Origin of the sequence: Synechococcus sp. CCY9201 (assembly GCF_034931105.1) — a bacterium.
In the GTDB taxonomy this organism is placed as follows: Bacteria; Cyanobacteriota; Cyanobacteriia; order PCC-6307; family Cyanobiaceae; genus CBW1002.
This window is the reverse complement of record NZ_JAYGIC010000067.1, coordinates 1-25,414: the sequence shown is the minus strand read 5'-3', so window position 1 is coordinate 25,414 and position 25,414 is coordinate 1. Positions and strand designations below refer to the sequence as shown.

The window sequence follows — 25,414 nt, the reverse complement described above, 5'->3', positions numbered from 1 at the left end:
GCTGGCACCGCACGCGGCGGCCCGCTCGATCTGCCGTTGGCGCTCGGCGAAGCGGGCGCGGTCGGCGTCGCTGTAGCGGCCCAGGCAGTGGCGGCAGCTCACCCCGTCCACGTAGCTGGGCAGGGCTCGATCGGCCGGCGAGAGCGGCAGGCCGCAGGCGTGGCAGAGGCTGTGTTCGCCGGGCTCCAGGCGGTGGTTCACCGCCACCCGCTGGTCGAACACGAAGCATTCGCCCTGCCAGCGGCTCGCCTGCTCGGGAATCTCCTCGAGATACCGCAGAATGCCGCCCTGCAGGTGATGCACCCCCTCGAAACCCTGCTGGAGCAGGTAGGCGGTGGCCTTCTCGCAGCGGATGCCTCCGGTGCAGAACAACGCCAGCTGCTTCGGCTGCCGCTCGGCCACCAGGGGCCTCAGCTCCTGCTCCACCCACCGGGGAAACTCCCGGAAGCTGCCGGTGCCGGGATCGATCGCTCCCTCGAAGCTGCCGATCGCCACCTCGTAGTCATTGCGGGTATCGATCACCAGGGTGTCGGGATCGCGGATCAGGGCGTTCCATTCCTGCGGATCCACATAGGTGCCCACGGGTGTGGCGTCCAGCTGCACCGTGGGGCAACCCAGGCTCACGATCTCCCGCTTGATCCGCACCTTCCAGCGCCGGAAGGCCTGTCGCGGCGCCGTGCTGCGCTTCACCGTGAGCTCGGCCAGCCGTGGATCGCTCTGCAGGGCCGTCAGCAAGGCCTCCACGCCTGAGCTGGGGCCGCTCACCGTGCCGTTCACCCCTTCCGTGGCCAGCAGCAGGCTCCCTTTCACGCCGCCGGCCTCCCCCACGGCCCGCCAGCGTTGCTGCAGATCAGGCAGGTCGTCCGCAGCCAGGACTGCGAAGCGATAGAACGCCGCCACCAGCACCTCGGCGGCGGCAGAGGTTTCGGCTGGGGCTGGCGCGTCAGGCATGGGCGACAGCCGGGGCCGGTGATGCGGCACAGGCCTTGCCAGCGGCAGGCGGCGCCCCTGCGGTTTCCACCCGCACCCCCGCTGCCGCCAGCAGGGCCTGGTCTGCGGCCACATCCGGGTTGCCGGTGGTGAGCAGGGTGTCGCCGTAGAAGATCGAATCGGCGCCCGCCAGCAGGCAGAGGATCTGGGCTTCGCGGTTCATCTGGTCGCGGCCGGCACTCAGCCGCACCCGGCTGTGGGGCATCAGGATCCGTGCCACCGCCACCATCCGCACCAGTTCCAGCGGATCCACCGCCGGCTGCTCCTGCAGCGGCGTGCCCTCCACCGCCACCAGGGCATTGATCGGCACGCTCTCAGGATGGGGTTCGAGGCTGGCCAGCACCTGCAGCAGGCCGGCGCGATCTGCCGGCGTTTCGCCCATGCCGATGATGCCGCCGCAGCAGAGGGTCACGCCGGCCCGGCGCACCCGCTGCAGGGTTTCCAGCCGCTCCTGATAGGTGCGGGTGGTGATGATCCGGCCGTAGTGCTCCGGGCTGGTGTCGAGGTTGTGGTTGTAGGCGGTGAGGCCCGCTTCCGCCAGGCGAGCGGCCTGCTGATCGGTGAGCATGCCGGCGGTCACGCAGGCCTCCAGTCCCAGCTCCCTCACCCCTTGCACCATCGCCAGCATCGCCTCGAACGGCGCTCCGTCGCGGATCTCGCGCCAGGCCCAGCCCATGCAGAAGCGGTTCGCGCCGGCCGCCTTCGCCGCCCGGGCCCGCTCCAGCACCGGTGCCACCGCCAGCTCCGGCCGGCCGGCCACATCGGCGCTGTGGTGCATCGACTGGGGGCAATAGGCGCAGTCTTCCTCGCAGCCGCCGGTCTTGACGCTCAACAGCGAGGCCAGCTGCACCGTGTAGCCCGGATTGGCGGCCCGGTGCACCTGCTGGGCCTGCCAGAGCAGATCCATCAACGGCAGATTCAGCAGCGTCTGGATCTCGGCGTGGCTCCAGTCGTGGCGGGTGATCACAGGGGCTTCAGGCGGGGCGTTGGGATCGGCGTACAGGCTGTTGGGCTTGTGGCCTCTGGGCTTCAGGCCGCGGGGGCCACGCCGCCGAAACGGCGCTGCCGGCCCTGGTAGTCCAGCAGAGCGCGCAGCAGCGCCTCCTGATCGAAATCGGGCCAGAGCACATCGGTGATGTGGAGCTCGGCGTAGGCCAGCTGCCAGAGCAGGAAGTTGCTCAGCCGCTGCTCGCCGCTGGTGCGGATCAGCAGATCCGGATCCGGTTCGCCGGCGGTGTGCAGCTCAGCGGCGAAGCGGGCTTCATCGATCGCCTCGGGATCGAGCGTGCCCTCCGCCACCCGCTGGGCCAGCTGGCGCGCCGCCCGCACCAGCTCGTTGCGGCCGCCGTAGTTGGTGCAGACGTTGAAATGAATGCCGCTGTTGCCCGCCGTGCGCTCGGTGGCTTCGGCGATCCGTTGCCGCAGCCCCTCCGGCAGGGGCTCCAGGTCGCCCAGGAAGCGAATCCGCACCTGCTCCCGCTCCAGCCCCTCCAGTTCCCGCACCAGCACCTTCTCGAACAGGGCCATCAGGAAGCTCACCTCCTCCCCCGGCCGGTTCCAGTTCTCGGTGGAGAAGGCATAGGCCGTCAATGCGCCGATGCCCCAGTCGCTGCAGAGGCGCAGGGTGCGCTTGAGGGATTCCACTCCGGCCCGGTGCCCCATCACCCGCGGCAGGCCGCGCTGCCGCGCCCAGCGGCCGTTGCCATCCATGATCACCGCCACATGGGTGGGCAGGCGAGCGGGATCGAGAGCCGCCGGCAATGGCGACACGTGGGAGTGGGGGGTGGTGGTCGCCAGGGCGCGACTCATCCGCGGGAATCCGGCGTGTCCTTCGCCACGCTACGTCCCGTCGATGAAGCCAGGGCATCGCTGAGCAGGTCGTGCAGGCGGCTGCTGGTGATCGGCCGCTCCAGCCGCCCCTGGCAGGCCAGCGACAAGGTGCCTGTTTCCTCGGACACCACGATGCAGAGGCAGCGATCGAAGCGCTCGGTGATGCCCAGGGCTGCCAGGTGACGGGTGCCGTAGCGGTTGCTGCCCTGGCGCGAGAGCGGCAGGATCACCCCCGCCGCCATGATCCGGTTGGCCCGCACCAGCACGGCACCGTCGTGCAGAGGCGTATCGGCCGCGAACAGGTTGAGCAGCAGATCCACCGACAGCTGCGCATCCAGCGGGATGCCGGGATTGAGAAAATCCTCGGGGCGCAGGTCGCTGCCCAGATCCACCAGCACCAGCGCCCCCCTGCGGCTCTGGGAGAGGCGCCCGGCCGCCTCGCTCAGCACCGCCACCGAGCCGGAGGCCAAGCCATCGCGGCCGCTGTTGCCGAACAGCACGTCCAGCCGTCCGGTGCCGAGCAGTTCCATCAGGCGGCGCAGCTCCCCTTGCCACAGGATCGCCAGGGCCAGGCTGCAGGCCAGCACCAGGGCATCCACCAGCTTGGTGGTGAGCGGCAGGTTGGCGTAGCGCTGCACCACCCAGGCCAGCGCCACCAGAAACAGGTAGCCCCGCAGCAGCCACAGCGTGCGGGATTCGGTGACCCGGCCGAGCACCACAACTCCCAGACCGGTGGCGAACAGCAGGTCGAGCAGCAGGCGGGGATCGACGAGCCTCAGCCAGGCCACATGCAGGGGCGATTCCTGAGACTCAGGGTACCGGCAGGAGCCTGGCTGGCAGCACGTCGTAGCGCAGAAGGTCTTCCGGCTGTTCGCGCCGTTGCACCAGCTCCGCCATCCCCTCGTGGACCAGCACCGCCGCCGGTCGGGGAATGCGGTTGTAGTTGGAACCCATCGAGGCGTTGTAGGCGCCGGTGGAGAACACCGCCAGCACGTCGCCCCGGCCGGCCGGCGGCAGGGCGATGTCCTTGAGCAGCACATCGCCCGATTCGCAGTGCTTGCCCGCCACGGTGACCGTTTCGAGCGGCTGATCTTCAGGAGACTCCCCGCCGGGCAGACCTGCATGGGGGCGATCGGCCAGCACGGCGGTGTACTGCGATTGATAGGTGATCGGCCGCGGGTTGTCGCTCATGCCGCCATCCACCGAGAGATAGGTGCGGATGCCGGGGATGTCCTTGCGGCTGCCCACCGTGTAGAGAGTCACGCCGGCGGTGGCCACCAGGGAGCGGCCCGGTTCGCACAGCAGCCGCGGCAGCTCCAGGTTCCGTTCGCGGCAGGCCTCGGCCACCGCCACCGCCACGCCGCGCACCCACTCCTCGATGCTCGGCGGATCATCCGAGGCCACATAGCGGATGCCGAGGCCGCCGCCCACGTTCAGGTCCTGCACCGGGTGGCCCAGGGAGCGGGCCAGGGCCAGGGCATCGGCCATCACGCCCGCCAGGTCCCGGTGGGGTTGCAGTTCGAAGATCTGGGAGCCGATGTGGGCATGCAGGCCGGTGAGCTCGGCCCAGGGACAACCTTTGAGATGGCGCAGCACCGTTTCAAGCTGGTCGGGATCGAAGCCGAACTTGCTGTCGAGGTGGCCGGTGCGGATGTACTCGTGGGTGTGGCACTCGATGCCCGGGGTGAAGCGCAGCATCAGCCGCACCGGTTGCCCCTGGGCCGGTGCCAGCTCGGCCAGCAGCTCCAGGTCGAGCCAGTTGTCCACCACCACGGTGATGCCGCGGCTCACGGCCAGTTCCAGCTCCTCTGCCGATTTGTTGTTGCCGTGCAGCACGATCCGGTCGCTGGGCATGCCGCCCTGCAGCGCCGTGAGCAGTTCGCCGGCAGACACGGCATCCAGCCCCAGCCCCTCGGTCGCCACCAGGGCCGTGATCGCCAGGGAGCTGTTCGCCTTGGAGGCATAGAGCGCCAGAGCCGAACCGGGGTAATGCACCGCCAGGGCGTCGCGGTAGGCGCGGCAGGTGGCCCGCAGTGTCGCCTCATCCAGCACATACAGCGGTGTGCCGTAGGTGCGGGCCAGGTCGCTCAGGCCGCAGCCTCCCACCTGCAGCCGCCCTTCGCCGTCCCGTTCGGTGGTGAGGGGCGTGAGGTTGCGGTTGGGGCTGGTCAGATCGCGTCCGGCCTCATAGGGCTGGGGCGTTGCGGCCGCCGAGCCCGCCGCGGCCGCCTCCGGGCCGGCGCTCTGCTGGGAAGCTGTCAACACCATGGCGCGGGTCCCGGGCGGCGAGGAAACGATGTGCAGTGAATGTACGGAAGCCGTCGGGATGGTGACGGGTCCGGCTCCGCTCAGCCTCGCCGATCTGGCCGCCTGCCTGAAGCTCGATCAGCAGGCCCTGGGGGGCCTCTGGACGGAGAGCCAGTGGCGCACCGAGTTGCAGGAAGCCTCCCGGCCGGGTGTGGGGCTCTGGCAGGGGGAGGCGCTGGTGGCGATGGCCTGCGGCTGGCTGATCCTCGATGAGCTGCACATCACGGTGGTGGCGGTGGCTCCTCAGTGGCGCCGCCTCGGCCTGGGGCAGCAGGTGCTGGCCGCGCTGCTGGCGGAGGCCCGGGGACGAGCCGCGAGCCGGGCCACCCTTGAGGTGGCGACGGGCAACGGCGCTGCGCGGGGCCTCTACGCCCGCTTCGGCTTCCGCGATGCCGGCATCCGTCGTGGTTATTACCGCAGCGGCGAGGACGCCCTGATCCAATGGCTCGACCTTCGGACCTGAACGCGTCCTCGCGGCCCGCGGGCAGCACGCCCTTCGCCTGCGCATCGACCACCCCTGGTGGCGCCCGAACCGATCACCGATCCAGCGGTTCGGTTTACCGGCGTTTCTTGTTGCGAAGCCCGTCAGATCGTGCTGGTTGTCTTATGTCTTGAACAGGCCTGAAGCCTTGAGGCAACAGCGATCTGCCGCGCTGGCACAGCAACACCGCACTCTCCGCTCACCCCTGATAGGTTAGTAAGACGTGCAGCAGGCCCCGCCCCATGTTCGAGCGGTTTACCGAGAAGGCCATCAAGGTGATCATGCTGGCCCAGGAAGAGGCCAGACGCCTGGGTCACAACTTCGTGGGCACCGAACAGATCCTGCTGGGCCTGATCGGTGAGGGCACCGGTGTGGCCGCCAAGGTGCTCAAGTCCATGGGGGTCAACCTCAAGGATGCCCGGGTGGAAGTGGAGAAGATCATCGGCCGCGGCTCCGGCTTCGTGGCGGTGGAGATCCCCTTCACCCCCCGGGCCAAGCGGGTGCTGGAGCTCTCCCTGGAGGAAGCCCGCCAGCTGGGTCACAACTACATCGGCACCGAGCATCTGTTGCTCGGACTGATCCGCGAAGGCGAAGGTGTCGCCGCGCGGGTGCTGGAGAACCTCGGCGTCGACCTGGCCAAGGTGCGCACCCAGGTGATCCGCATGCTCGGCGAAACCGCCGAAGTGGCGGCCGGCAGTGGTGGCAAGGGCTCCACCAAGACCCCCACCCTCGATGAATTCGGTTCCAACCTCACCCAGCAGGCCGCTGAAGGCAAGCTCGATCCGGTGGTGGGTCGCCAGCACGAGATCGAGCGGGTGATCCAGATCCTCGGCCGTCGCACCAAGAACAACCCGGTGCTGATCGGCGAGCCCGGTGTCGGTAAAACCGCCATTGCCGAAGGTCTGGCCCAGCGCATCGTCACCGGCGATGTGCCGGACATCCTGGAAGACAAGCGCGTTCTCACCCTCGATATCGGCCTGTTGGTGGCCGGCACCAAGTACCGGGGCGAATTCGAGGAGCGCCTCAAGAAGATCATGGAGGAGATCCGGGGTGCCGGCAACGTGATCCTGGTGATCGACGAAGTCCACACCCTGATCGGTGCCGGTGCGGCCGAGGGCGCCATCGATGCCGCCAACATTCTCAAGCCGGCCCTGGCTCGCGGTGAGCTGCAGTGCATCGGTGCCACCACCCTGGATGAATACCGCAAGCACATCGAGCGGGATGCGGCCCTGGAGCGCCGCTTCCAGCCGGTCATGGTGGGCGAGCCCTCCGTGGTCGACACGATCGAGATCCTGCGCGGCCTGCGGGAGCGCTATGAGCAGCATCACCGCCTCAAGATCTCCGATGAGGCCCTCGTGGCCGCCGCCACCCTCGGCGATCGCTACATCTCCGATCGCTTCCTGCCCGATAAGGCGATCGACCTGATCGATGAAGCCGGCAGCCGCGTGCGCCTGCTCAACTCTAAGCTGCCCCCCGCCGCCAAGGAGGTGGATAAGCAGCTCCGGGCTGTGCAGAAAGACAAGGAAGACGCGGTGCGCGAGCAGGATTACACCAAGGCCGGTGAACTGCGCGATAAGGAAGTGGAGCTGCGCGAGCAGATCCGCACGATTCTGCAGGCCCGCAAGGACGAGGAACCCGCCGCTGAGGCTGGTGCCGCAGAGGCCGCTGAAGCCGGTGGTGTCGCCGTTGCGGTCGCCTCCAGCGAAGCCGGCAGATCCGAAGTGGCCGGCACTGACGGGGAACGCCATCCCCTGGTCACTGAGGAAGATATCGCCCAGATCGTGGCCTCCTGGACCGGTGTGCCGGTGCAGAAGCTCACCGAGAGCGAATCGGTGAAGCTGCTCAACATGGAAGAGACCCTCCATCAGCGCCTGATCGGTCAGGACGAAGCGGTGAAGGCCGTCTCGAAGGCGATCCGCCGGGCTCGGGTTGGCCTCAAGAATCCCAACCGTCCGATCGCCAGCTTCATCTTCTCCGGCCCCACCGGTGTCGGCAAGACCGAGCTCACCAAGTCATTGGCGGCTTATTTCTTCGGCAGCGAAGACGCCATGATCCGCCTCGACATGTCGGAGTTCATGGAGCGCCACACGGTCAGCAAGCTGATCGGCTCGCCTCCGGGCTACGTGGGCTTCAACGAAGGCGGGCAGCTCACCGAAGCCGTGCGCCGGCGGCCCTACACCGTGGTGCTGTTCGACGAGATCGAGAAGGCCCACCCGGATGTGTTCAATCTGCTGCTGCAGCTGCTGGAAGACGGTCGTCTGACCGATTCCAAGGGCCGCACGGTCGATTTCAAGAACACCCTGATCATCATGACCTCGAACATCGGTTCGAAGGTGATCGAGAAGGGCGGCGGCGGCCTCGGCTTCGAGTTCGGTGGCGGCGATGTGGAGGAAACCCAGTACAACCGCATCCGCATGCTGGTCAACGAAGAGCTCAAGCAGTACTTCCGGCCTGAGTTCCTCAACCGTCTCGACGAGATCATCGTCTTCCGTCAGCTCAGCCGCGATGAGGTGAAGGAGATCGCCGAGATCCTGCTCAAGGAGGTGTTCGGCCGCATGCGCGAGAAAGGGATCGAACTTTCGGTCACCGAGGCCTTCAAGGAGCGCCTGGTGGAAGAGGGTTACAACCCCAGTTACGGTGCCCGGCCCCTGCGCCGTGCTGTGATGCGCCTGCTCGAGGATTCCCTGGCCGAAGAATTCCTCTCCGGCCGTATCGGCGAAGGCGATACCGCCGTGGTCGATGTGAACGACGACAAGCAGGTGGTGATCCGCAAGCAGGGTGTGGTCACCATGCCGGAACTGGCCACGGCCAGCGTCTGAATCTCAGAGGCGATTGCGCGGCGGTTCTCCCGTTCCGCGCAACAGCCCCTGCTCCCAGCGGCCCAGCTGACGATCAGCCAGTGCGCTGGCCAGGGCCACCGTGCCCCCGGCCACCAGGGCAGGCAAGGTGTGAAACCAGGCGATTGCGGCCAGGCTGCCCCAGAGCGGCAGTGGTAGCCACGGCCGCCAGCGGCGGATTCCGGCCAGGGCACCGCCACAGGATTGGCAGTGCTCGGTATGGGCGTGAAAGCGCTCCATCAGCGCGTCACGCTCCAGTCGCGGCGGCAAGGCTTGATCGGGGAACGGATCGGCGCTGAAGCGGCTCACCCAGTCGTGCAGGGCTTTGATGTAGAGATCGGCGCCGGTGGCCAGGTTGTAGGCGCGGCTGGCCGAGCCACTTCTCCCCCGGGTCTCCAGCACCCGCTCCTGCCAGTGGAGAAACAGCTGGTCATCTTCCAGCACCCGATGGTTGCTGATGTGCTGCAGCCAGCGGGGCCGCAGCCCCAGCAGGCGCGCCGGCCAGGGGGAACGGAAGCGGAACGGGAACCTCGCCAGCAGCCGGCATTCGCCTCGGCGGATCGGCACCGCATAGACCACGGTGAGAATGCGGGCGAACGCCTTGGCGTCGAGCTCGTGCCACATCAGGGCCGGTGCTGCAAAGGTGGTGTGCTGGCTGCCGAGGCTTCCCTTGCGCGGACCCTCCGGCCACAGCCCCGTGAATCCCTCCTCGCTGAAGCTGGTGAGTTCGGCCCGCACCGGTGCTGCGGTGGCGCGGTTGCCCACGGTCTTGTGGTGGGTGAAGGGCACGTGGCTCACATCGAGCACGTTCTCCAGCAGGGTGAGGGCATCCATCGGCAGGTCCCGGAAGGTGTCCTGCACCAGCCAGGGCTCACCGGGTTCCTCCAGGGCCGGCACCAGCGGCAAGGGCACCGCGGCGGCCTCGTTCGGATCGCCGGCGAACACGAACAGCAGGCCCTGGGCTTCGGCCGTGGCGTAGGTGCGGCAGGTCGATCGCCGCGAGGCGAGGGCGGCGTCGGATTCGGCCTGGGGGATGAGGGTGCAGCGGCCACTGCCCTCGAAGCTCCAGCCGTGATACGGGCACTCCAACTCGCCCCTGGCATTGATCCGCCCGTCGCTGAGGGGCACCAGCCGGTGGGGGCACACGTCCGCGAAGGCCCGCCACTGCTGGGCTGCCTCCTCCCACCAGAGCACAAGATCCTGCTCCAGCAGGGTGAAGGGCTGGGGGCGGCGGCGGTCGAGATCCGCCAGAGGGGCCACCGGATACCAGTGTCGATGCCAGTCCACAGCTGGGGGCACGGCAGAAGGCAACGCAGAGAGATCGCATCCTGGCAACCCCGCGCCACCAACGGCAGGAGGTCGGTGCGGGGGGCGGTGCTCTGATCCAGGCAAGTGGTCTGATCACGGCGAGGAATGGTGTGGGTCTGGGTTGGTTCAGCAGGAATGAAATCAGTTTGAAGGCGACGGTGTTGCGAGGGTGGACTAGGACAAATGGCTGGTGATTGTGGCTGGTTCAGTCACCGGAACTGGCGAGATTGCCCAGGGATGACGAAGTGTGTTGGTCCTTCCGGAGCCAGGCATGGCAGGGCTCCTTTACAATTGCGATCAATCAAGACCGCGCGCGCCTTCAAAAGCCAGTATGCAAAACGCCTTCTTCGATGACTCGCTGGATAAAGACGCGATCAAGCGCAGAATCCAGGCCATTGATGCAGGCAAGGTCGGTCTCTACAGCATCGGTCTTTATCCAGGTTCGATCGCCTACAACTGCGCCATGCATACCGATGGCAGCAGCCTGATGCTGGCCCCCAGGCCGGGCCGCGATCTGATGGGTGCCTTCTCGGACGACGCCATTGCCGGCATGGATCCGGAGCATCTCGAAACCGTGAAGCGCATGGCGCACCATCCGCAGCAGGGAGCTGCGGCCACCAACGGCCTGGCTGATCTGATCCAGCACTGCGACCTGGTGGTGCTGAGCGCCAACAGCAATCACATCGACCAGGACCTTCAGGATGCCTGTGCCCTGCGAACCGAGCTGAAACGTGAACAGGTGGTGCTGGCCTGTCTGGCCGGCTCTTTCAGTCACGATCACATTCGCAACGAATCCTATGTGTTATGCGAGAGATATCCGAATCTGGCCTTCTTTTCCGGCTTTCATCGCCACGGTGCTCTCCGCAATCCGGTCGACAGCTTCACCGCCAATTTCTGCCACCCCAATGCACTGACGGCCCTGCTGGGGGCACGGATGTTGGACAAGATCTCGCCTAATATTCAAGTATCTCCTGGGATTCACAATATTGAAGCGCAATATATCAAGGCGGCCAAGAATATCTCCTCCATCTTTGCCGGCTTCGGGCACGCCTATCACCGTGAAAATACTGGCATTCTCCCAACCCTGCTCACCCTGCTGCTCGATCAGTGCATCGATCAGGCTGCCACGGTATCCATGGCGCGCCGGGATCGTCAGCGGCTCTATGGCCGCCAGCCGATCGCCCTCACCGAACTGGGCTATGGCGTGCAGCGCATTGAGGCGGCCCTCAACCGCGGTGGTGACATGGAAAAAGTGCGGGATCACACCTTCGCCCAGCTCACCGCCATGGTGGCCGACGTGCGCGGCAGCATGATGCAGCCGGTCTCGGGCAGTCCGACCCGGAACTTCCAGGTGGGCCAGATCCTGGCGGAGCGCATGCGGGCGCATCAGCGCTGTCCGCACACGATGGAGGAACTGCAGGATTGGTGTGAAGCGGCTGGCTTGCCCCGTGGCGGCCTGGAAGGGCTCAAGGCCCTGAGCTGCTGGCCACAGATCGTGCGCAACTACGGCATCCTGGTGCACGATGCCTCGATGGTGAATCTGCTCTACATGGCGGTCTACGGCAAGCCGAGCACCAAGGACATCGCCTTTTCGGTGATGACCGAAAGTCGGGAGATGTCGAATTACTGCCAGGAATCAGTTCGGCCGACCCATAGCCGCAAGTACGCTGAGGCTTTGCAGAGTCTCGATAATCCCGAGGCACTGGATCTTCTCGCCACCGCCGTGATTGCGGATAATGCCCGTAAAGCTGCCCTCGATGACACCTTTTCGGACGACCAGCTGGGCCAGGATCACGTGCCCGCCTATCTGCAGGCAATGAACGTGATTGAGAATGTCTGGTGATGACTGAAGCCAGAGGATGTAAGCTCGTTGATTAGCTCTACTCTCTTGCGAGTCAATCTTGTTTAGCTGGAGGCTGAGGTATAGAATCGCAGAGCATATTTCCAGAACCAACGGCTCGCCATCAGGGACAGGATCGTGACCACTCCTGATGCCGTGAGCCAGCTGAGGTTGGCGCGACCCAGCAGGGCTTCGGCGGGCACCGTGGTAAGGAAAGCCACTGGTACAACTACGGTGAAGAACAGCCGCAGGCCGATCGGATAGGCGCTGATGGGATAACGGCCTGCGGCCAGAAAGCTGCGTAGCACCTCCGTGGCGTTCCACACCTTCACGAACCAGATGCTGGTGGCCGCCAGGATGAACCAGAGGCTGTACAGGATCAGGCTGCCGCAGATCAGCATCAGCCCCGTCAGCAGGAGATCCTGCAGGCTCGGCGTTGCTCCCGTACGGACGGCTCCCACAACCATGAGCACAACACCCAGCACGATCCCAGGGAGACCCCAGGGGGAAACCGTGCGCAACGACAGCCAGAACTGGCTGTCGATCGGCTTGAGCAACACATAATCCAGGCTGCCGTTCTGGACATGACCCACGATCGTGCTGAGGTTGGGTTGCAGCAGGGTGCTGGCGATGCCATCCAGCACGGTGTACATCCCCAGCACCACCAGCGCTGCCTCCCAGCTCCAGCCCCCCAGCCCATGGCCGGAGCGGAAGAACAGCGACAACACGAACAGGCTGCCAGCCAGATTGCCACCTGTGGCCAGCAGTTCAATCAGCAGGTTGATCTGGTATTCCAGCTCGGCCGCCAGGGCCGCTCCCCAGAAGCTGCGCAGGGTGCGCCAGTAGCGCCCCACGGTGCCGCCGTTCATCTTGCTGCCGAGCGTCATGCCCCCATCGCTCCGTACTGCCGCAATCCCCGTTTCCAGAGCACCCATGTGATTGGCAGCAGGATCGCGATCCAGAGGCTCACCACGGCAAAGCTGGCGACGACATCCACCTTCTCGCCGGCCAGCAGCTGGGCCGGTATCGCAATCATGTATGGAAACGGAGTCCACAGCGCCAGGCGGCGCACCGGTTCGGGATACACCTGCAACGGAGCGATCAGGCCTGAGAGATAGAGATAGGGAATGAACAGCAGCCGCTCCAGGGCGCTGGCCCGCTCGCTCCAGAAGCAGACCGTGGTGAGGGCGAACTGGATCAGGAAGCGCAGGGCGAAGGCGAGCTGCATGGCCATGACCGCCAGCAGAAGCGCCGCTGGAGACGGCAGCCAGAAGGCGGCGGGATAGAGCAGGAAGAACAGGGCTGCCAGGGCGATCACGAAGGGCAGACGTGTGGCCTGTTCGGCGATGTGGGCGCTCACATACCGCCAGACCGGCGCCAGTGGTTGCAGCAGATAGCCCGAAAGCCGGCCCTGGAGATGGTCTTCCTCAAAGGTGTAGATCACCCACACCAGCGTGAACTGGCGCACGATGAACACAGCCAGAAAATACCGGGCCAGGGCGATGGGATCCAATCCCAGCGATGGGAGTTCAGCGGTGGGGGCGTTGCCGTTGTTACCGCTGGCCCCACTCCAGAGGCCGAGCATGATGAAAGGCAGCACGCCCGAGAGCGCCCATAGCGCAATCTCGGCGCGGTACTCCAGCATGTACGCGTATTGGCTGCTCAGCAGCACCCGCACAAGGCGCAATCCCCGCTGCAGCTTCTTGCTCATCGGTCGTCCCTCTGGCGGAACAGTTGGCCGATGATCTCCTCCACCGGTGGATCGTTCACTTCCAGGTCACAGACATCGAAATCGGCCAGAAGACGACCCACCTGCTGCGTCAGTCGATCCCGTTCGATCAGCAGCCGCACCTCGTTGCCGTTCTGGCTTTCCAGGGTTCCGTAGCTCTCGAACATGCGGGCCGGCAAGACATGGCGCAACTCCAGTCGCACCTGGCGGCAGGGCGCCAACTGGTCGGTGAGCCCTTCAAGGCTGCCGTCGTAAAAGAGTCGCCCCTGGTGAATCAGCAGCACCCGCTCACACAGGGCCGTGATATCGCCCATGTAGTGGCTGGTGAGCAGCACCGTGGCACCGGTGCGGCGGTTGTAGTCGGCCAGAAAGGAACGCACCCGCACCTGGGCGTTCACGTCCAGTCCCAGGGTGGGTTCATCGAGAAACAGCACCGCCGGCTGATGCAGCAACGCCGCCATCAGTTCGGCCTTCATGCGCTGCCCCAGGGAGAGTTTGCGAACCGGCCGGGTCAGTTCCTCATCCAGTTCCAGCATGTCGGCCAGCTCGGCGATCCGGCGCTTGCTCTCGGCCGCGCCGATGCCGTAGACGGCGGCATGGACCCGCAACGAATCGAGTGGCGGCAGATCCCAGATCAGCTGCTGCTTCTGACCCATCACCAGCGTGATCTGACGCAGGAAGTCCGCCTGCCTACGGAAGGGTTCATGGCCGGCCACCCGCACCGTGCCGGCGCTGGGGTGAATCAGGCCCGTCAGCATCTTCAAGGTGGTGGTCTTGCCGGCACCATTCGGCCCGAGGAACCCCACCATTTCACCGGGTTCGATCGCGATGTTGATGTCCTGCACAGCCGTCACGAGGCGATGGCGTCGCTGGAGGAAGTGGCGCAGGGTGCCGCCAAGACCGGGCTGCTTGTCGGCCACCCGGAAGGTCTTGCTGAGCCCGCTGACGTTGACGATGGCCATCGAGGGAGTCTGGACGGCTTCCGATCGTGCAGATCTTGTCAGTTAGAAACTTGTCCAGCACAGATTTACCCATCACCGCTTCGCCAGATCTACCCTGGGTCGCACCCACCAGCCCCTGCAATGCACTTCTGGGCGCCTGAGATCGATCCAGCCCATCCGATGGACTGCACCCAGGCTGAGCACTACGTGATCAAGCACCTCGGCCGCGGCATGTTCCTGGCGGTGCAGGGAGAGGATCAACACCTCAGCGATGTCGCCACGGCCGGCGAAGCCCACCGCTTCCATACCCATGAGGCGGCGATCCGTGCCGCAGAGGAACTCAACCGCCTCGGTGCAGGGCCGGTCGATGTGGTGAAGGTGGAGTGAGGCCGGGCAGGCGGCGACCGGCCTGGCCATGCTGCGGTGACTGCGCAGCCCCCACCGATGAGCGCCCTATCCCCGGAGCAGGCCCTGGTGCTCACCGCGATCGATCGCTTTCTGGCCGATCCCGAGCTCGCCTTTGGCGGCGTCGACACTGACGACGACTCAGAAGGCGATGGCACCGACGATCCCGATTCAGCCGTCGGCATCGAGGCGGTCGACGTGCTCGAAGCGATCAGCAAGGCCCTGCTGATGGTGTTGCCGGCCGAGGAGATCGAGCAGGCGATCACCAATCTGCTCGCCTGCCATGGCGATCAGATCGATGACTCCACCCAGGTGGTGCTGGAAGCTCTGCTTCAGACGATTGAACGGGATGACACCGAGGTGTCGCTCGAAGCCCTGCTGACGGCCGAATCTGACCTGTTGCAGACCAATGCCCTCGATAGCGCGGCCCTGCTGGTCTGGGACGAGCAGACCACGCCGATGCTGGAGGAACTGGAGATTCTTGATCTGCTGGAGGCCTATCCCTGCCGCGGCCCCGGCGCTCGCTGGACCCCTGACATCTTTGTGCAGTTACTGGAGGCGAAGGGCCGCCTGTTTCGCCAGACCCTGCTGGCGGTGGAGATCCTGGAAGAACAGCCGGACACCCGCCCCAATGCCCACACCATGCTGGTGATGGTGCCGCCCGATCCGAAGGCTCCCCTGGAACTGATGGAGCTGGTGGTGCCCCTCACCGTGCTGTCGTCACCCGATGCGCCGGGACAGGCAGGCTGAACTCAGGCAGGCTGATCCCTGGCTGGTTGAACACATCTGGTCCTGTGCTCTGTGTATCCGTGAGCTCACTCCCTGTGATCCGTATCCGCTTCTCTTCGGCTCCCGGGACCGATCAATCGGGGCGCCGTCGATCCTGCGCTTCCGGTCTGCCGATTCTGCTGGGTGTCGTGGCCTCCAGTCTGATGCTGCAACCCCTCGCGGCAACAGCGGCGGAAGGCATGGGCGCCGCGTCTGGCGATGCACCTCGGGCAAGGACTCCCGCCGAGCCCCAGGTGCTGCGCGCCGTACCTCCCCTGGCCACGCCGGATGCGGCGGTGGAGAAGGCCCTGCTGCATGCCCTGTTTCCCGCCTCGGCGGTGGATGCCGATGGCCATGGTCCCGATCACGGCACCCAGGAGTGGAAGCAGGCGCGCCGCCACATCCGCCAGCAGGCCTGTCTCAACGCCGGCAACCTGCGCTACGCCTACAACCGGGTCGACCTCAACGGCGACGGCAGCGAGGAGGTGGTGGCCACGGTGATCGGCCCGACGGTCTGCGGCACCGGTGGTTGCTCCCTGCTGATCTTCCAGAACCAGCACGGCACACTGGAGCCGATCAGCCGCATGTCTCTGTTCAAGGACCCCCTGATCGTGACCAGTCGGCTCCGGGGCGGCTGGAAGGAGTTGATCAGCCGGGTGCGGATCGATGCCGGCCATGGCTTTTACGCCCTGCTCACCCACGACGGCAGCGCGTATCCCCGCAATCCGAGCACGCCTCCGGCGGAACCGCTGCAGGAGGCCCTGCCGGGCACGGCCTATCTGGGCTGGCAGGAGAACGGCAACGGCTATCACCCGCTTCCCTGCGCCGAGAAGCGCCCATAACTCTTCACACCCTGTTACAGTGGTGGCAACACATCGTTACAACCCGATGACCACCTCTGATTCCCGCTTCGGTTTCGTTGCCTTCGCTGAGACCTGGAACGGCCGCCTGGCCATGCTGGGCTTCGTGATCGGCCTTGCCACCGAGCTGCTCACCGGCCAGGGCATCCTGAGCCAGATCGGCCTCGGCTGAGTTCTGGATCAGCGGTCTTCACGGCCGTGATCTCCGGCCCGGTTGGCAGGCGCCAGCCGGGCTTTGCTATCTCCGGAGTTTCTGTCGCCTCGGCGAGGGCCATGGCTCATCTGCTCGTCTTTGTTGTGGCCCCCGAGGCTCTGCTGCCCGGTGATGGCGCTGACTGGCCCTCTCTGGTGGAGGCCCAGCGCCGCGGCGTAGGCAGTGGCGTGGCCCTGCGTCTCTTCCGCCTGCCGGATGACTGGCCCGGGTCCCTGCAGGCTCTGATTGACTCCGGCAAGGCCGATGCGACTGGTTCCGATCCGATCGAGCCGGTCGACGGCCGCCGCTCCAGGCTCTGCGATGCCGTGGTGCCCCATTTCGACCCCCGCAGCCTCTGGATCGGCGTTTACGCGATCAGCGGCAGCGCATTCAGCGACAACGAAGTCAGCGATCGCCAAGTCAGCACCAGCGTGCCAGTGCCTGGCGATGGCCATCCCGCCAGCCGCATGTCGATCAGCGGCGTCGAGCGTCTCGATGCTTTCCCGTTGCGCGATGCCGAAAACGAAACCTGCTGGTTTTATCCCACCGAGGATGGCGCTTACCTCAGCTGGGAGAACCAGCGCCGGCTCGAGCTCCTGCCGGGTGTGATGGCCGAGCAGCCTTTGCAGACCCAGCCGATCCCCTACCAACGCCCCGACCTGCACGTGCTCTGGTCGTTGATGGCGGACGACCGCTCCCTTACCTGCGTGGGCCTCACCTACGGCCGTCGCCGGATTGATTGGCCCGTGGTGGCGGCGGTTCCAGAAGCCTGCGCCACCTGGACCAGTTTTTCTCTGGATTCGATGGCCGAGGCGCAGTACTGCGAGCTGGCCAGCTGCACCGTCTTCGCGCAGGACGGTCCGGGGGCTGTCCCTGGTGCTGTAAGGTAAAAGCCGATCTCAAGATTTCTCTTAAGCGAGCTCATAACTTTCTTGGGGGCTGTTTTCGGATCGGTTCATAGTTCAACGAGTTCATGTCTATTTACGTCGGGAATCTTTCCTTCGATGCCGAAGTGGAAGATCTCCAGCAGCTGTTCGCCGAATACGGACAGGTGCGCAAGTGCAGCGTTCCTCTCGATCGTGAAACCGGCCGCAAGCGCGGTTTCGCCTTCGTCGAGATGGCCAACGAGGCTGATGAAGCCAAGGCCATCGATGATCTCCAGAACGTGGAGTGGATGGGTCGTGCCATCCGTGTCAACAAGGCCGAGCCCCGTCCCAGCGGCGGTGGTGGTGGCTACGGCGGTGGTGGTGGCGGCGGCAACCGCTGGTGATCACAGCCGAGCCGATCATCTCTGACCGGCCTGATTGCTGATTGATCTGTTGCTGACCTGCTTGCCCGATCTCCGGGCCTGCAGAACGGCAATACCTGCTTCCAATCACAGCTGACCGCCCTGGTAACGGGGCGGTTTTTTCATGGGCGTTCCTTGTCTGAGCCGAGGGCTTTCCGGGTCTCGGCGGCGCGCAGGTCGACCCGATACTCCATCGTGGAGGTCACGCCGGTGCCCCGGTAGGTGCCGGACACCGCCGCCGCCAGCTCCGGATCCGCGGCGGCGGCCAGCACCACGTGGCCATCGGCCACGGCCAGCCCGAGGCTGGGGTCGTAGGCGCGCCAGCCACCGCCGGGCACATACACCTCCGCCCAGGCGTGCAGCTCGTGCTCGCTCACCTCGGGTGGATGGTGCATCGAGTAGCCGCTCACGAAGCGGGCCGCCAGGCCGAGGCTGCGGCAGGCGGCCACGTAGAGCACCGCCGTGTCGCGGCAGGCCCCGGTGCGCTCCTGCAGGGTCTGCTCCGGTTGCAGCGCTGCCCCATCGGGCCGGCCCACATGGTGGAAGCCGTGGTGAATCTGATCGGCCAGGGCCATCAGAAAGTCGGTGGTGGATCCCTGCACGGATTCGGCCAGCTCGGCAGCCCAGGCGCTGACCTGCGGATGCTGCGGCCCACCCAGGCAGGGCGCCAGGGCTGCGCGCAGAGCCGGTGTGTAGGTGAGCGGCAGATGCCGGGCTGCCGGCTCGGTCACGATCCAGTCGAACGGATTGTCGCGGTGGGTTTCCACCTGCATCTCCACCTGGAGATGCAGGGTCTGGCGTTCCTTGTGGAACCAGAGCACCAGCCCGTCGCCGCCGCCGGGTTCGAGCACCGCCGCTGCGCCGTCGGCTGGATCACGCACCTGCAGGCGGTGGCTGAGCACGGTCTGGGTGCAGTCCTGGCGCGGGGTGAGCCGCAGGGTCATCGGTTCCAGGAACACGGGCCTGGCATAGGCGTAGTGGAGTTCGTGGCGGATCTGGAAGAACACGGAGCCACTGGGGCACAATCGCTGCCCAGCCTGGACGAAAGCCGGTGCGAATCGCGCTCCACAATGGGCTTTCCAGCCAATCAGGCCGTCCGTGAGCCAGCCGCATCGACCGGCGCGTCCCCAGCACCTTCCTCGCCCACCGGCCCGACCCGGCAGCCCGGGCCTCCCTGACGACGACGATCTGCCGCCCTCGCCAGGCATGCCGCTGGGTCTGCGGATCCTGGCGGGGGTAGGAGCGCTCTCGTTTCTGATGATCGGTCTGAGTGTGATCTGGATGGGGATCGAGAGCCTGCGCAAGCCCGCCGCCCCTGTCGTGGGGCCCAACACGGCGAGAGGATCAGGGAGCCAGGCGTTCGATCGCCCAGCCGCCCTCGGGCCGGAGCCTGTAGCGGAAGCGATCGTGTAGACGGTTCTGGCGACCCTGCCAGAACTCGAACTCGTTCGGCACCACCCGAATGCCGCCCCAGGCGGAGGGCAGGGGCACCTCTCCATCGGCGAAGCGACGCTTCATCTCCTCCCAGGTCATCTCCAGGATCTGGCGGGAGCTGATCACCGTGCTCTGCTGCGACACCCAGGCCCCGAGGCGGCTGCCCAAGGGCCTGGAGGTGAAGTAAGCCAGGGATTCCGCCGCCGAAATCCGCTCCGCCTGCCCCAGGATCGCCACCTGACGCTCCAGCCCGTACCAGGGGAACAGCAGGCTCACCTGGGGATCGCTGGCGATCTCGCTGGCCTTGCGGCTCTGGTAGTTGGTGAAGAACACGAAGCCGCGATCATCGAACGCCTTGAGCAGCACGGTGCGTGAGCTGGGGCGGTGGCCATCGGTGGTGGAGAGCACCATGGCGTTGGGCTCCAGCAGTTCCGCCGCAGTGGCCTGCTGGAACCACAGCCGGAACTGGGCAACGGGATCGGCATCGAGATCAGCGCGGCGCAGACCCTCGCGGCGGTAGTCGCGGCGCAGTTGGGCCACATCGACGCTGCTTGCTGCGGCTTTGCCGCTGGGGGTGTCGGGCGGCTCCACGGGCTCTCAGGTGCTGGATCAATCGTCCCGAGTTCAGCTCAGGGCGGTGAGGTCGATGCGCTTGCGCACACTCTCCGGCAGGTTGCGGGAGATCGGGCAGAGCTTCATGCGCTCCTGCATGTAGGCGATCGCGTCGGCATCGGCGAGATTGCGCTCCTGCGCGCTGGCGTTGGCATCGAGCCGGATGCGGAAGTCACCGTCGACGCTGTCGATGATCCAGTCGCTGCTGGTGGTCACAACGAAATCGGCCTCCACCTGTTGCAACGGGATCGCCTTTTCCCGGGCGTTGGCCACCAGATAGACGTGCTGACAGAGCAGCAGTGCGATCAGATAGATCCGGAAGCCCGGCATCGTCAGGCTGAGCTGCTGCGGTTCCCATTGGCCGGAGTCGGTGAGGAACTCCACCACCAGCCCCTCGGTGGCGCGATCGGGGGCGGCATGGCTGCTGCGCAGCCGGAACTGGAAGGTGCGTTGTGGGCTCATCGCTGGGCAGGCAGGGCAGGCGTGGGTGGATCTGGGATGGTCGGGGTGGCCTGCGGCTGGCGGCGCCAGGCCTCGAAACCGGTGAGCAGGGCCGAGCCGATCAGCAGGGCGGAAAAGCCCTGGCGCAGGATCCGGTCCGGCAGGTGGGGGGCGAGGCGTTGCCCAGCCACGGCCCCGATGGCGCCACCGCCGAGCAGGGGCAGCATCAAGGGCAGCTCGGGGCCTGGCCAGTGACCCAGGGCCGCCAGGGCGACCAGTGAGTTGGTGGCGATCAGGAGCAGGCTGGTGCCGCTGGCCAGCGCCATCGGCAGTCCAGCCAGCAGCACCAGGGCGGGAACGATGGCGAAGCCGCCGCCCACGCCGGCGATGCCGGTGAGCAGGCCCACCAGCACTCCCTGCGCCGCCAGGGCCAGCGGAAAGCCGGTTGTGTTGCCGCCGTTGGCCGCTTCCTGGAGGGCACTGCGGCGGGTGAGCAGCCAGGAGGCCACCAGAGCCGCTGCCGCGAAGATCCCCAGCTGCACCATCTCGGCGATCCAGCCGGCCTTGACCATGGAGCCGCCGATCCAGCTGCCGGCCAGGGCCGGAATCCCCAGCACCAGGCCGGGCCTGATCGCCACCTGACCGCGGCGGATGTAGGGCCCCACATTGCCGAGGGCCAGCAGGGTGACCACCAGCAGGGAGAGCGGCACGGCAGCCTTGGTAGGCAGCGCCGCACCACTCACCAGCAGGGGCAGCAGCAGGATCGAGCCGCCGGCCCCGAGCACCGCCAGCAGGAAGCCGATCAGGGCCCCGCCTGCCAGCAGCATCAGCACCATGGTGAAAGAGAGCTCGGTTGCCGCATGGATCGTGGCGGCCATCACATCGAGATCCGGTTCCAGGGCATCACCGCCAGCAGGCGGGCCATGCCGCAGAAGCCGCTGATGCCCGCGAAGGTGAGGCCGGCACCCACGAAGCCACTCAGCCAGATCCAGCCCGGCGCCACCGCCTGGCTCAGAATCACCCCCAGCAGCACCAGCGAGCCTGCGGCGATCTGCACCTGGCGCATCAGGGGCAGGGGCGCTCCCTTGAGCTTGCGCACCGGGAAGCCGGCTTGCTGCCAGGCGGGCACACCGCCCTGCAGATCGGTGAGGGGGTGCTGCCGGCCCAGCTGCTGCAGCAGGGCCAGAGCCTTGGCACTGCGGTTGCCGCTCTGACAGACCAGCACGAGCGGCCCCTGGGGCAGGTCGGCCTCCGTGATGCGGGACAGGGGAATGTTGAGGCTGCCGGCGATATGGCCGCCGACGTATTCCATCGGTTCACGCACGTCGATCACCGTGACATCCCGGGCGGCCAGTTGGTCGGCCAGCTCATGGGCTGTGATCGGGCTGTGGCTGGACATGGCCTTGGTGGTGGTCATCGTGGGTATGGCCTTTCGGCTGGATGGGGTCTTGGGAGTGGTGATGGTCTTGGTCGACGCCATGCTTCTGGGAGAGGACAGGCGTGTTGAGCGGATGACCGTTGCCGCTGGATCCGTCTTCAGGCTTTGACGCCTTCCAGGGGGTAGCCCTCAGCCGCCCAGCGACTGAGGCCGCCGCGCAGGTTGGCGACCTGCCAGCGGCCGGCTTTGAGCAGTTGCTGGGTGGCCAGGGCGGAGCGGCTGCCCGAATGGCAGACCACCACCACCGGTCGATCGGTGGGGATTGTGTCTGCCTGGGCTTCGAGATCCGGCAGGGGGATCAGCAGGCTGCCGGCCACCCGACCATCGGGACCGTTGAATTCCTCGGCGGAGCGCACGTCGAGCAGGGTGAGATCGCTCTGGTGGGCGACCACCCAGGTGGGGGTGAGTTCGGGCAGCCCGGCATAGCTGCGGGCCAGGGGCGCCCAGGTGGCCTTGGGGCTGGTCTCGCGGGGTTTGCCGGAGCGCATGTTGCCCGGCAGCGCCTCGGCGATCTTGTGGGGATGGGGGAGTTTCATGTTCTCCATGTGGCCCACGAAATCCCGCTCGGTGGCGTCGCCGCCCAGCCGTGCGTTGAAGGCCTTCTCCTCCACGACCGAGCTGACGCTGCGGCCGTTGTAATCGTGGCCGGGATAGAGCAGGCAGCTCTCCGGCAGAGTGAAAATCTGCTCTTTGATCGAGTTCCAGAGGGTATGGGCGTTGCCCTGCTGGAAATCGCATCGGCCGCAGCCGCGCACCAACAGCGCATCGCCGGTGAACGCCATGGAGTGGTCGTCGAGCACCACGGTGATGCAGCCATTGGTATGGCCGGGGGTGCTGCGGATCTCGACGGAACGCCCCCCGAAGGTCACACGGTCGCCATGGTTGAGCGGCAGGGTGACGTTGTCGGCACGGGCCGCCGCGGACAGGGCGATGGCGCAGCCGGTGGCGTCATGCATCAGCCAGCTGCCGGTGACGTGGTCGGCGTGGGCGTGGGTATCGATCGAGGCGACGAGTTCGATGCCCAGTTCGCGGATCAAGGAGAGATCACGGGCGTGCTGCTCGAAGACCGAATCGATCAGAACCCCTTTGCGGCTGGGGACATCCGCCAGCAGATAGGTGAAGGTGCCTGTGTCGGCATCGAACAGCTGGCGGAACAGCAGGGATCCACCTCCGGCCGCGGCGACCAGGGAGATGGAGGGGGCAGTGGCGACGGCCATGGCGGTGTGGTGCTCACTTCTATGACAGTAGCCGCATAGAGGGGAAGAGGCAAGCCTTTCTTTGGGCCTGGGCTGTGGGTATTGCCAGCGCTTGCGGCCCCCGGGTGCGCCGGCCTGGCTGGCGCTGCTGTCTCGATGCGAGCTCGGCGGTGCCCTGGATGGGGTCTCCGGCTTTGCGCGGCGCCCCCATGCCGTTCTGCGGAAAGCGACGACTCGGCGTCACGGCTGCATTAGTGTTAATAAGCCTTTATGCCTTTAAAACCATGTCTTCCAGGATCCGTGTTCGAGCCCGTCTGGCCCGTTGGGCGCTGAGTGTTCTGCCGCTGCTGCTGGCGTTCATGGTGGGAGCTGCCCCAGCACTGGCGACGGACAGCAGCTGGTCGCTCAGCGATCGGGCGGGCCATCGCCTCACGGCCCAGGTCTTTGAGCAGCCCTTCCCGGAGTACCCCTCCGGCATGCGCATCCGCTTCAGCGCTCTCGATGCCAAAACGAGCCTGGATCACAAGGCTGAACTCGTGTTGAGCGATTCGATGGGTCAGGAGTGGAGCCTGCCCAATCGCAGCGAAGAGATGGTTCCCAAGAACGGCTCGACGATTCCGAGCGGATCGGCCCAGTTCGATCTGGATGCCTTGGTGCCACGGCCCAGTGAGGCGCTGCCCCTCCATCTGGCGGTCCCCACCAGCAACGGTGCCCTGGATTTCAACCTCAGACCCGAGCAGGTGATGGAGCTCCACGCCATGGGTTCGGCAGAGCCTCGCCGCGACCAGGCCTGATCCCACCGACCGCCACCCAGCCGCGCAGAAACTTGCAAGCTAGGCGTGGCTGGGAAGCGCCACGGGCTTCGGATCCCTGAGGATCCAGGGCAGCGACCCTGACAGCACCGCGCTGAAGAAGCACCACACCGAGGTGAAGGCGTAGCCGTAGGCCAGGTGGGTGATCAGAAAGGCGCCGAGAATGCCGCCAGCGAACCAGCGCAGTCGGCCCGAGCCGCTGAGCAGCAACGGTGCGGTGATCAGCAGGCCATACACGCTGCTGCCGAAGCCCAGGTTGATCCAGCCATTGGCCAACAGAGTGGTGGTGTAGTTGAGCGATCCGTGCACCACGGCGGGTTGGAACACGGAACCATTCAGCAGCAGGGGCAACCAGAGGCCTGCACCCAGCAGCAGGCCCAGCATCAGAAGGATCTGCAGCAGGCGTCGCCGCAGGCCAGGTGGCTCCTGCCGGTTCAGACGCAACACGCACCAGGGAAACCAGGCCAGCCAGAAGGCATAGGCGAAGAACAGATAAGCGAGCGCGGCGGAGTGCACGAGCCCGTCGGGGCCACCGGGCGCCAGGCCAAGCCAGACCACACCCTCGAGGGCCTGTTGCGTCGAGAAGAACAGGGGCGAGAGGGCCAGGGGCATCAGATCGCCGCGCTGGTGGCGCCGGCAGTAGCGCACGGAGGCCACCCCCAGGGGCAAGAGGGTGGCCGCCACCACAAAGCTGGCGCTGCTGGAGAAACACATCGGCGTGGAGCTGTCCCCGGCAGCAGGCGATTCCCCCAGCCTGGCGCGTCGGGCAGTGCAACAGCCTCTCGCGATGCTGGCATCGACCACACTGCCTGGGCAGCCGCACGCATCCAGCCCCTATTTCGCCGCCCTCGGCGGAGTGGCACTTGAGCTGCCGGCGCGCGCGTCGATGGCGCAAGCCGCTCGCGGCTCGATGCAAAGGTCACCAATCCAGTTGCCGTGAGCACCAGGATCAAGAACGATCTTGTCGCCTGCCTGAACGGAAACGAAGCGATAACGCCCTGCACGAGCTGCGCCAGCAGGTCGCCTTCACCATGGATGTCGAGTGCGATGAGCTGGAGAAGGTGGACCGGATTGGATGACCACCATCGCTAAGGCGGCCTTCAAGGCCCGTGTGCGCGAATGGGCTCAGAAGCCGGATGTGCAGGTGGTGTGGCTCGGCATGCATCCGATGCGCCGCAAGTGGGCCTCCTGTTCAACGATGCGGGCCCATCTGGGTGCGTGGGAACAGGCGAAGTGATGTGATGTTTGCTTGTCGGAGCTACCGTTGGTGGTGGGCATAGACCGCTCCGCCCGGTTCAGGCAGGCCCATGAGCAAGAAGCACCGCCCATCCCCCGTCGCAACGATCGAGGAGATGCAGAACGATCGCCCCTACGGCGAATCGATTGACAAGACGCACTACAGACGAGACCTTGAAGCACTCCAGATCGAACTGCTCAAGGCGCAGCGTCACATCAAGGCTGTCGGACTGCGCGTGGTGCTCCTGTTCGAAGGTCGCGATGCGGCGGGCAAGGGTGGATCGATCAAGCGCTTCCGCGAGCATCTGAACCCTCGCGGCAGTGAACATGTGGCGCTGCCAAAACCCAACGATGCCGAACTGACCCAGTGGTACTTCCAGCGCTACGTGCCGCACCTGCCGTCAGCCGGCGACATCACGATGTTCGACCGGTCGTGGTACAACCGGGCCGGCGTCGAGAAGGTGATGG

At 66.2% G+C, this 25,414-nt stretch carries 27 protein-coding genes and 1 pseudogene; 12 read left to right on the top strand and 16 right to left on the bottom strand.

Annotation, left to right across the window (positions count from 1 at the left end; translation table 11 throughout):
- From VB716_RS06980 to lysA, 5 genes are all read right to left on the bottom strand, one after another.
- On the bottom strand, window positions 1-951 hold a 951-nt coding region (locus tag VB716_RS06980), incomplete at its 3' end, for a rhodanese-related sulfurtransferase (protein ID WP_323270087.1).
- Complete coding sequence (gene bioB / locus VB716_RS06975; protein WP_323270086.1) at window positions 944-1,957, bottom strand: biotin synthase BioB; 1,014 nt, start codon at window positions 1,955-1,957, stop codon at window positions 944-946. The genes bioB and VB716_RS06980, both read right to left, overlap by 8 nt.
- 62 nt (window positions 1,958-2,019) lie before the next feature.
- Window positions 2,020-2,799: an isoprenyl transferase gene (locus VB716_RS06970; RefSeq protein WP_197154325.1), complete on the bottom strand. Its 780-nt coding sequence runs from the start codon at window positions 2,797-2,799 to the stop codon at window positions 2,020-2,022.
- A complete protein-coding gene (locus VB716_RS06965; RefSeq protein WP_197154327.1) occupies window positions 2,796-3,608 on the bottom strand; it encodes a diadenylate cyclase in 813 nt (270 codons plus the stop codon). The genes VB716_RS06970 and VB716_RS06965 overlap by 4 nt, the downstream gene beginning before the upstream one ends.
- Before the next feature lie 22 nt (window positions 3,609-3,630).
- Window positions 3,631-5,088, bottom strand: coding sequence for a diaminopimelate decarboxylase (gene lysA, locus VB716_RS06960; RefSeq protein WP_323270085.1), 1,458 nt, complete (start codon window positions 5,086-5,088; stop codon window positions 3,631-3,633).
- Here lysA and rimI point away from each other — a divergent pair.
- Together rimI and VB716_RS06950 are read left to right on the top strand one after the other, a co-directional pair.
- The gene (gene rimI / locus VB716_RS06955) at window positions 5,087-5,590 is read left to right on the top strand and encodes a ribosomal protein S18-alanine N-acetyltransferase (RefSeq protein WP_323270084.1); all 504 of its coding nucleotides are present in this window, start codon (window positions 5,087-5,089) and stop codon (window positions 5,588-5,590) included. The two genes, lysA and rimI, sit on opposite strands and share 2 nt — an antisense overlap.
- 260 nt (window positions 5,591-5,850) lie before the next feature.
- Window positions 5,851-8,427 carry an ATP-dependent Clp protease ATP-binding subunit gene (locus VB716_RS06950; protein WP_322757290.1) on the top strand — a complete coding sequence of 859 codons (2,577 nt, stop codon included), beginning with the start codon at window positions 5,851-5,853 and terminating at the stop codon, window positions 8,425-8,427.
- Window positions 8,428-8,430: 3 nt separating this feature from the next.
- On the opposite strand, the gene VB716_RS06945 is transcribed toward VB716_RS06950, so the two are convergent.
- Window positions 8,431-9,744: a Rieske 2Fe-2S domain-containing protein gene (locus VB716_RS06945; RefSeq protein ID WP_323270083.1), complete on the bottom strand. Its 1,314-nt coding sequence runs from the start codon at window positions 9,742-9,744 to the stop codon at window positions 8,431-8,433.
- Window positions 9,745-10,084: 340 nt separating this feature from the next.
- On the opposite strand from VB716_RS06945, the gene VB716_RS06940 reads away from it, so the two are divergent.
- On the top strand, window positions 10,085-11,596 hold the full coding sequence (locus tag VB716_RS06940) for a hypothetical protein (protein WP_197154339.1): 1,512 nt from the start codon (window positions 10,085-10,087) through the stop codon (window positions 11,594-11,596).
- A 62-nt stretch (window positions 11,597-11,658) separates the two neighbouring features.
- On the opposite strand, the gene VB716_RS06935 is transcribed toward VB716_RS06940, so the two are convergent.
- From VB716_RS06935 to VB716_RS06925, 3 genes are read right to left on the bottom strand one after another with little or no spacing between them, the layout of a single operon-like run.
- Window positions 11,659-12,447 (bottom strand): ABC transporter permease, encoded by a 789-nt coding sequence (locus VB716_RS06935; protein ID WP_323270089.1) that lies wholly within the window; start codon window positions 12,445-12,447, stop codon window positions 11,659-11,661.
- Window positions 12,448-12,476: 29 nt separating this feature from the next.
- Window positions 12,477-13,304 (bottom strand): ABC transporter permease, encoded by an 828-nt coding sequence (locus tag VB716_RS06930; RefSeq protein WP_197154347.1) that lies wholly within the window; start codon window positions 13,302-13,304, stop codon window positions 12,477-12,479.
- Entirely contained in the window at window positions 13,301-14,284 is a 984-nt protein-coding gene (locus VB716_RS06925; RefSeq protein ID WP_416223837.1) for an ABC transporter ATP-binding protein, read from the bottom strand. Before VB716_RS06925 ends, VB716_RS06930 begins: the two co-directional genes overlap by 4 nt.
- A gap of 120 nt (window positions 14,285-14,404) precedes the next feature.
- Here VB716_RS06925 and VB716_RS06920 point away from each other — a divergent pair, with 120 nt between their 5' ends.
- From VB716_RS06920 to VB716_RS06895, 6 genes are all read left to right on the top strand, one after another.
- A complete protein-coding gene (locus tag VB716_RS06920) occupies window positions 14,405-14,650 on the top strand; it encodes a hypothetical protein (protein WP_197154358.1) in 246 nt (81 codons plus the stop codon).
- A gap of 57 nt (window positions 14,651-14,707) precedes the next feature.
- Window positions 14,708-15,418 carry a hypothetical protein gene (locus VB716_RS06915; RefSeq protein ID WP_322757288.1) on the top strand — a complete coding sequence of 237 codons (711 nt, stop codon included), beginning with the start codon at window positions 14,708-14,710 and terminating at the stop codon, window positions 15,416-15,418.
- A 167-nt stretch (window positions 15,419-15,585) separates the two neighbouring features.
- Complete coding sequence (locus tag VB716_RS06910; protein WP_323270082.1) at window positions 15,586-16,278, top strand: hypothetical protein; 693 nt, start codon at window positions 15,586-15,588, stop codon at window positions 16,276-16,278.
- Window positions 16,279-16,324: 46 nt separating this feature from the next.
- Complete coding sequence (locus VB716_RS06905) at window positions 16,325-16,468, top strand: chlorophyll a/b-binding protein (RefSeq protein WP_197154363.1); 144 nt, start codon at window positions 16,325-16,327, stop codon at window positions 16,466-16,468.
- Between the two features lie 101 nt (window positions 16,469-16,569).
- On the top strand, window positions 16,570-17,379 hold the full coding sequence (locus VB716_RS06900) for a hypothetical protein (RefSeq protein ID WP_322757286.1): 810 nt from the start codon (window positions 16,570-16,572) through the stop codon (window positions 17,377-17,379).
- Window positions 17,380-17,462: 83 nt separating this feature from the next.
- Window positions 17,463-17,759: an RNA recognition motif domain-containing protein gene (locus tag VB716_RS06895; RefSeq protein ID WP_197154367.1), complete on the top strand. Its 297-nt coding sequence runs from the start codon at window positions 17,463-17,465 to the stop codon at window positions 17,757-17,759.
- 140 nt (window positions 17,760-17,899) lie between these two features.
- On the opposite strand, the gene VB716_RS06890 is transcribed toward VB716_RS06895, so the two are convergent.
- The 6 genes from VB716_RS06890 to VB716_RS06865 all read right to left on the bottom strand — a co-directional run bounded on the left by VB716_RS06890 (window position 17,900) and on the right by VB716_RS06865 (window position 22,919).
- Window positions 17,900-18,784 (bottom strand): transglutaminase family protein, encoded by an 885-nt coding sequence (locus VB716_RS06890; RefSeq protein ID WP_323270081.1) that lies wholly within the window; start codon window positions 18,782-18,784, stop codon window positions 17,900-17,902.
- 337 nt (window positions 18,785-19,121) lie between these two features.
- On the bottom strand, window positions 19,122-19,751 hold the full coding sequence (gene pdxH, locus VB716_RS06885; RefSeq protein WP_370594706.1) for a pyridoxamine 5'-phosphate oxidase: 630 nt from the start codon (window positions 19,749-19,751) through the stop codon (window positions 19,122-19,124).
- Between the two features lie 84 nt (window positions 19,752-19,835).
- Window positions 19,836-20,285 (bottom strand): hypothetical protein, encoded by a 450-nt coding sequence (locus VB716_RS06880; protein ID WP_197154372.1) that lies wholly within the window; start codon window positions 20,283-20,285, stop codon window positions 19,836-19,838.
- Complete coding sequence (locus VB716_RS06875) at window positions 20,282-21,142, bottom strand: sulfite exporter TauE/SafE family protein (protein ID WP_323270080.1); 861 nt, start codon at window positions 21,140-21,142, stop codon at window positions 20,282-20,284. Before VB716_RS06875 ends, VB716_RS06880 begins: the two co-directional genes overlap by 4 nt.
- Window positions 21,142-21,681, bottom strand: coding sequence for a rhodanese-like domain-containing protein (locus VB716_RS06870; protein ID WP_323270088.1), 540 nt, complete (start codon window positions 21,679-21,681; stop codon window positions 21,142-21,144). The genes VB716_RS06875 and VB716_RS06870 overlap by 1 nt, the downstream gene beginning before the upstream one ends.
- A gap of 119 nt (window positions 21,682-21,800) precedes the next feature.
- Window positions 21,801-22,919 carry an MBL fold metallo-hydrolase gene (locus VB716_RS06865; RefSeq protein WP_323270079.1) on the bottom strand — a complete coding sequence of 373 codons (1,119 nt, stop codon included), beginning with the start codon at window positions 22,917-22,919 and terminating at the stop codon, window positions 21,801-21,803.
- Window positions 22,920-23,182: 263 nt separating this feature from the next.
- Between VB716_RS06865 and VB716_RS06860 the strand changes: the two genes are divergently transcribed.
- Entirely contained in the window at window positions 23,183-23,692 is a 510-nt protein-coding gene (locus tag VB716_RS06860) for a DUF3122 domain-containing protein (protein ID WP_197169888.1), read from the top strand.
- A 39-nt stretch (window positions 23,693-23,731) separates the two neighbouring features.
- Here VB716_RS06860 and VB716_RS06855 read toward each other — a convergent pair whose 3' ends face one another.
- Entirely contained in the window at window positions 23,732-24,424 is a 693-nt protein-coding gene (locus VB716_RS06855; RefSeq protein WP_323270078.1) for a DUF6629 family protein, read from the bottom strand.
- 361 nt (window positions 24,425-24,785) lie between these two features.
- Here VB716_RS06855 and VB716_RS06850 point away from each other — a divergent pair, with 361 nt between their 5' ends.
- Together VB716_RS06850 and VB716_RS06845 are read left to right on the top strand one after the other, a co-directional pair.
- Window positions 24,786-24,947: a hypothetical protein gene (locus VB716_RS06850; RefSeq protein WP_322757279.1), complete on the top strand. Its 162-nt coding sequence runs from the start codon at window positions 24,786-24,788 to the stop codon at window positions 24,945-24,947.
- A gap of 70 nt (window positions 24,948-25,017) precedes the next feature.
- Window positions 25,018-25,414, top strand: a pseudogene (locus VB716_RS06845) (polyphosphate kinase 2); the annotation flags it as partial.

Coding starts and splice junctions, on each gene's coding strand:
- VB716_RS06930 (WP_197154347.1), bottom strand. CDS start 13,304: ATGAGCAAGAAGCTGCAGCGGGGATTGCGCCTTGTGCGGGTGCTGCTG.
- VB716_RS06880 (WP_197154372.1), bottom strand. CDS start 20,285: ATGAGCCCACAACGCACCTTCCAGTTCCGGCTGCGCAGCAGCCATGCC.
- VB716_RS06920 (WP_197154358.1), top strand. CDS start 14,405: ATGCACTTCTGGGCGCCTGAGATCGATCCAGCCCATCCGATGGACTGC.
- VB716_RS06925 (WP_416223837.1), bottom strand. CDS start 14,284: ATGGCCATCGTCAACGTCAGCGGGCTCAGCAAGACCTTCCGGGTGGCC.
- VB716_RS06940 (WP_197154339.1), top strand. CDS start 10,085: ATGCAAAACGCCTTCTTCGATGACTCGCTGGATAAAGACGCGATCAAG.
- VB716_RS06970 (WP_197154325.1), bottom strand. CDS start 2,799: ATGAGTCGCGCCCTGGCGACCACCACCCCCCACTCCCACGTGTCGCCA.
- VB716_RS06895 (WP_197154367.1), top strand. CDS start 17,463: ATGTCTATTTACGTCGGGAATCTTTCCTTCGATGCCGAAGTGGAAGAT.
- VB716_RS06905 (WP_197154363.1), top strand. CDS start 16,325: ATGACCACCTCTGATTCCCGCTTCGGTTTCGTTGCCTTCGCTGAGACC.
- lysA (WP_323270085.1), bottom strand. CDS start 5,088: ATGGTGTTGACAGCTTCCCAGCAGAGCGCCGGCCCGGAGGCGGCCGCG.
- VB716_RS06870 (WP_323270088.1), bottom strand. CDS start 21,681: ATGACCACCACCAAGGCCATGTCCAGCCACAGCCCGATCACAGCCCAT.
- rimI (WP_323270084.1), top strand. CDS start 5,087: ATGGCGCGGGTCCCGGGCGGCGAGGAAACGATGTGCAGTGAATGTACG.
- VB716_RS06860 (WP_197169888.1), top strand. CDS start 23,183: ATGTCTTCCAGGATCCGTGTTCGAGCCCGTCTGGCCCGTTGGGCGCTG.
- VB716_RS06900 (WP_322757286.1), top strand. CDS start 16,570: ATGGCTCATCTGCTCGTCTTTGTTGTGGCCCCCGAGGCTCTGCTGCCC.
- VB716_RS06865 (WP_323270079.1), bottom strand. CDS start 22,919: ATGGCCGTCGCCACTGCCCCCTCCATCTCCCTGGTCGCCGCGGCCGGA.
- VB716_RS06875 (WP_323270080.1), bottom strand. CDS start 21,142: ATGGCCGCCACGATCCATGCGGCAACCGAGCTCTCTTTCACCATGGTG.
- VB716_RS06850 (WP_322757279.1), top strand. CDS start 24,786: ATGACCACCATCGCTAAGGCGGCCTTCAAGGCCCGTGTGCGCGAATGG.
- VB716_RS06855 (WP_323270078.1), bottom strand. CDS start 24,424: ATGTGTTTCTCCAGCAGCGCCAGCTTTGTGGTGGCGGCCACCCTCTTG.
- VB716_RS06950 (WP_322757290.1), top strand. CDS start 5,851: ATGTTCGAGCGGTTTACCGAGAAGGCCATCAAGGTGATCATGCTGGCC.
- VB716_RS06915 (WP_322757288.1), top strand. CDS start 14,708: ATGAGCGCCCTATCCCCGGAGCAGGCCCTGGTGCTCACCGCGATCGAT.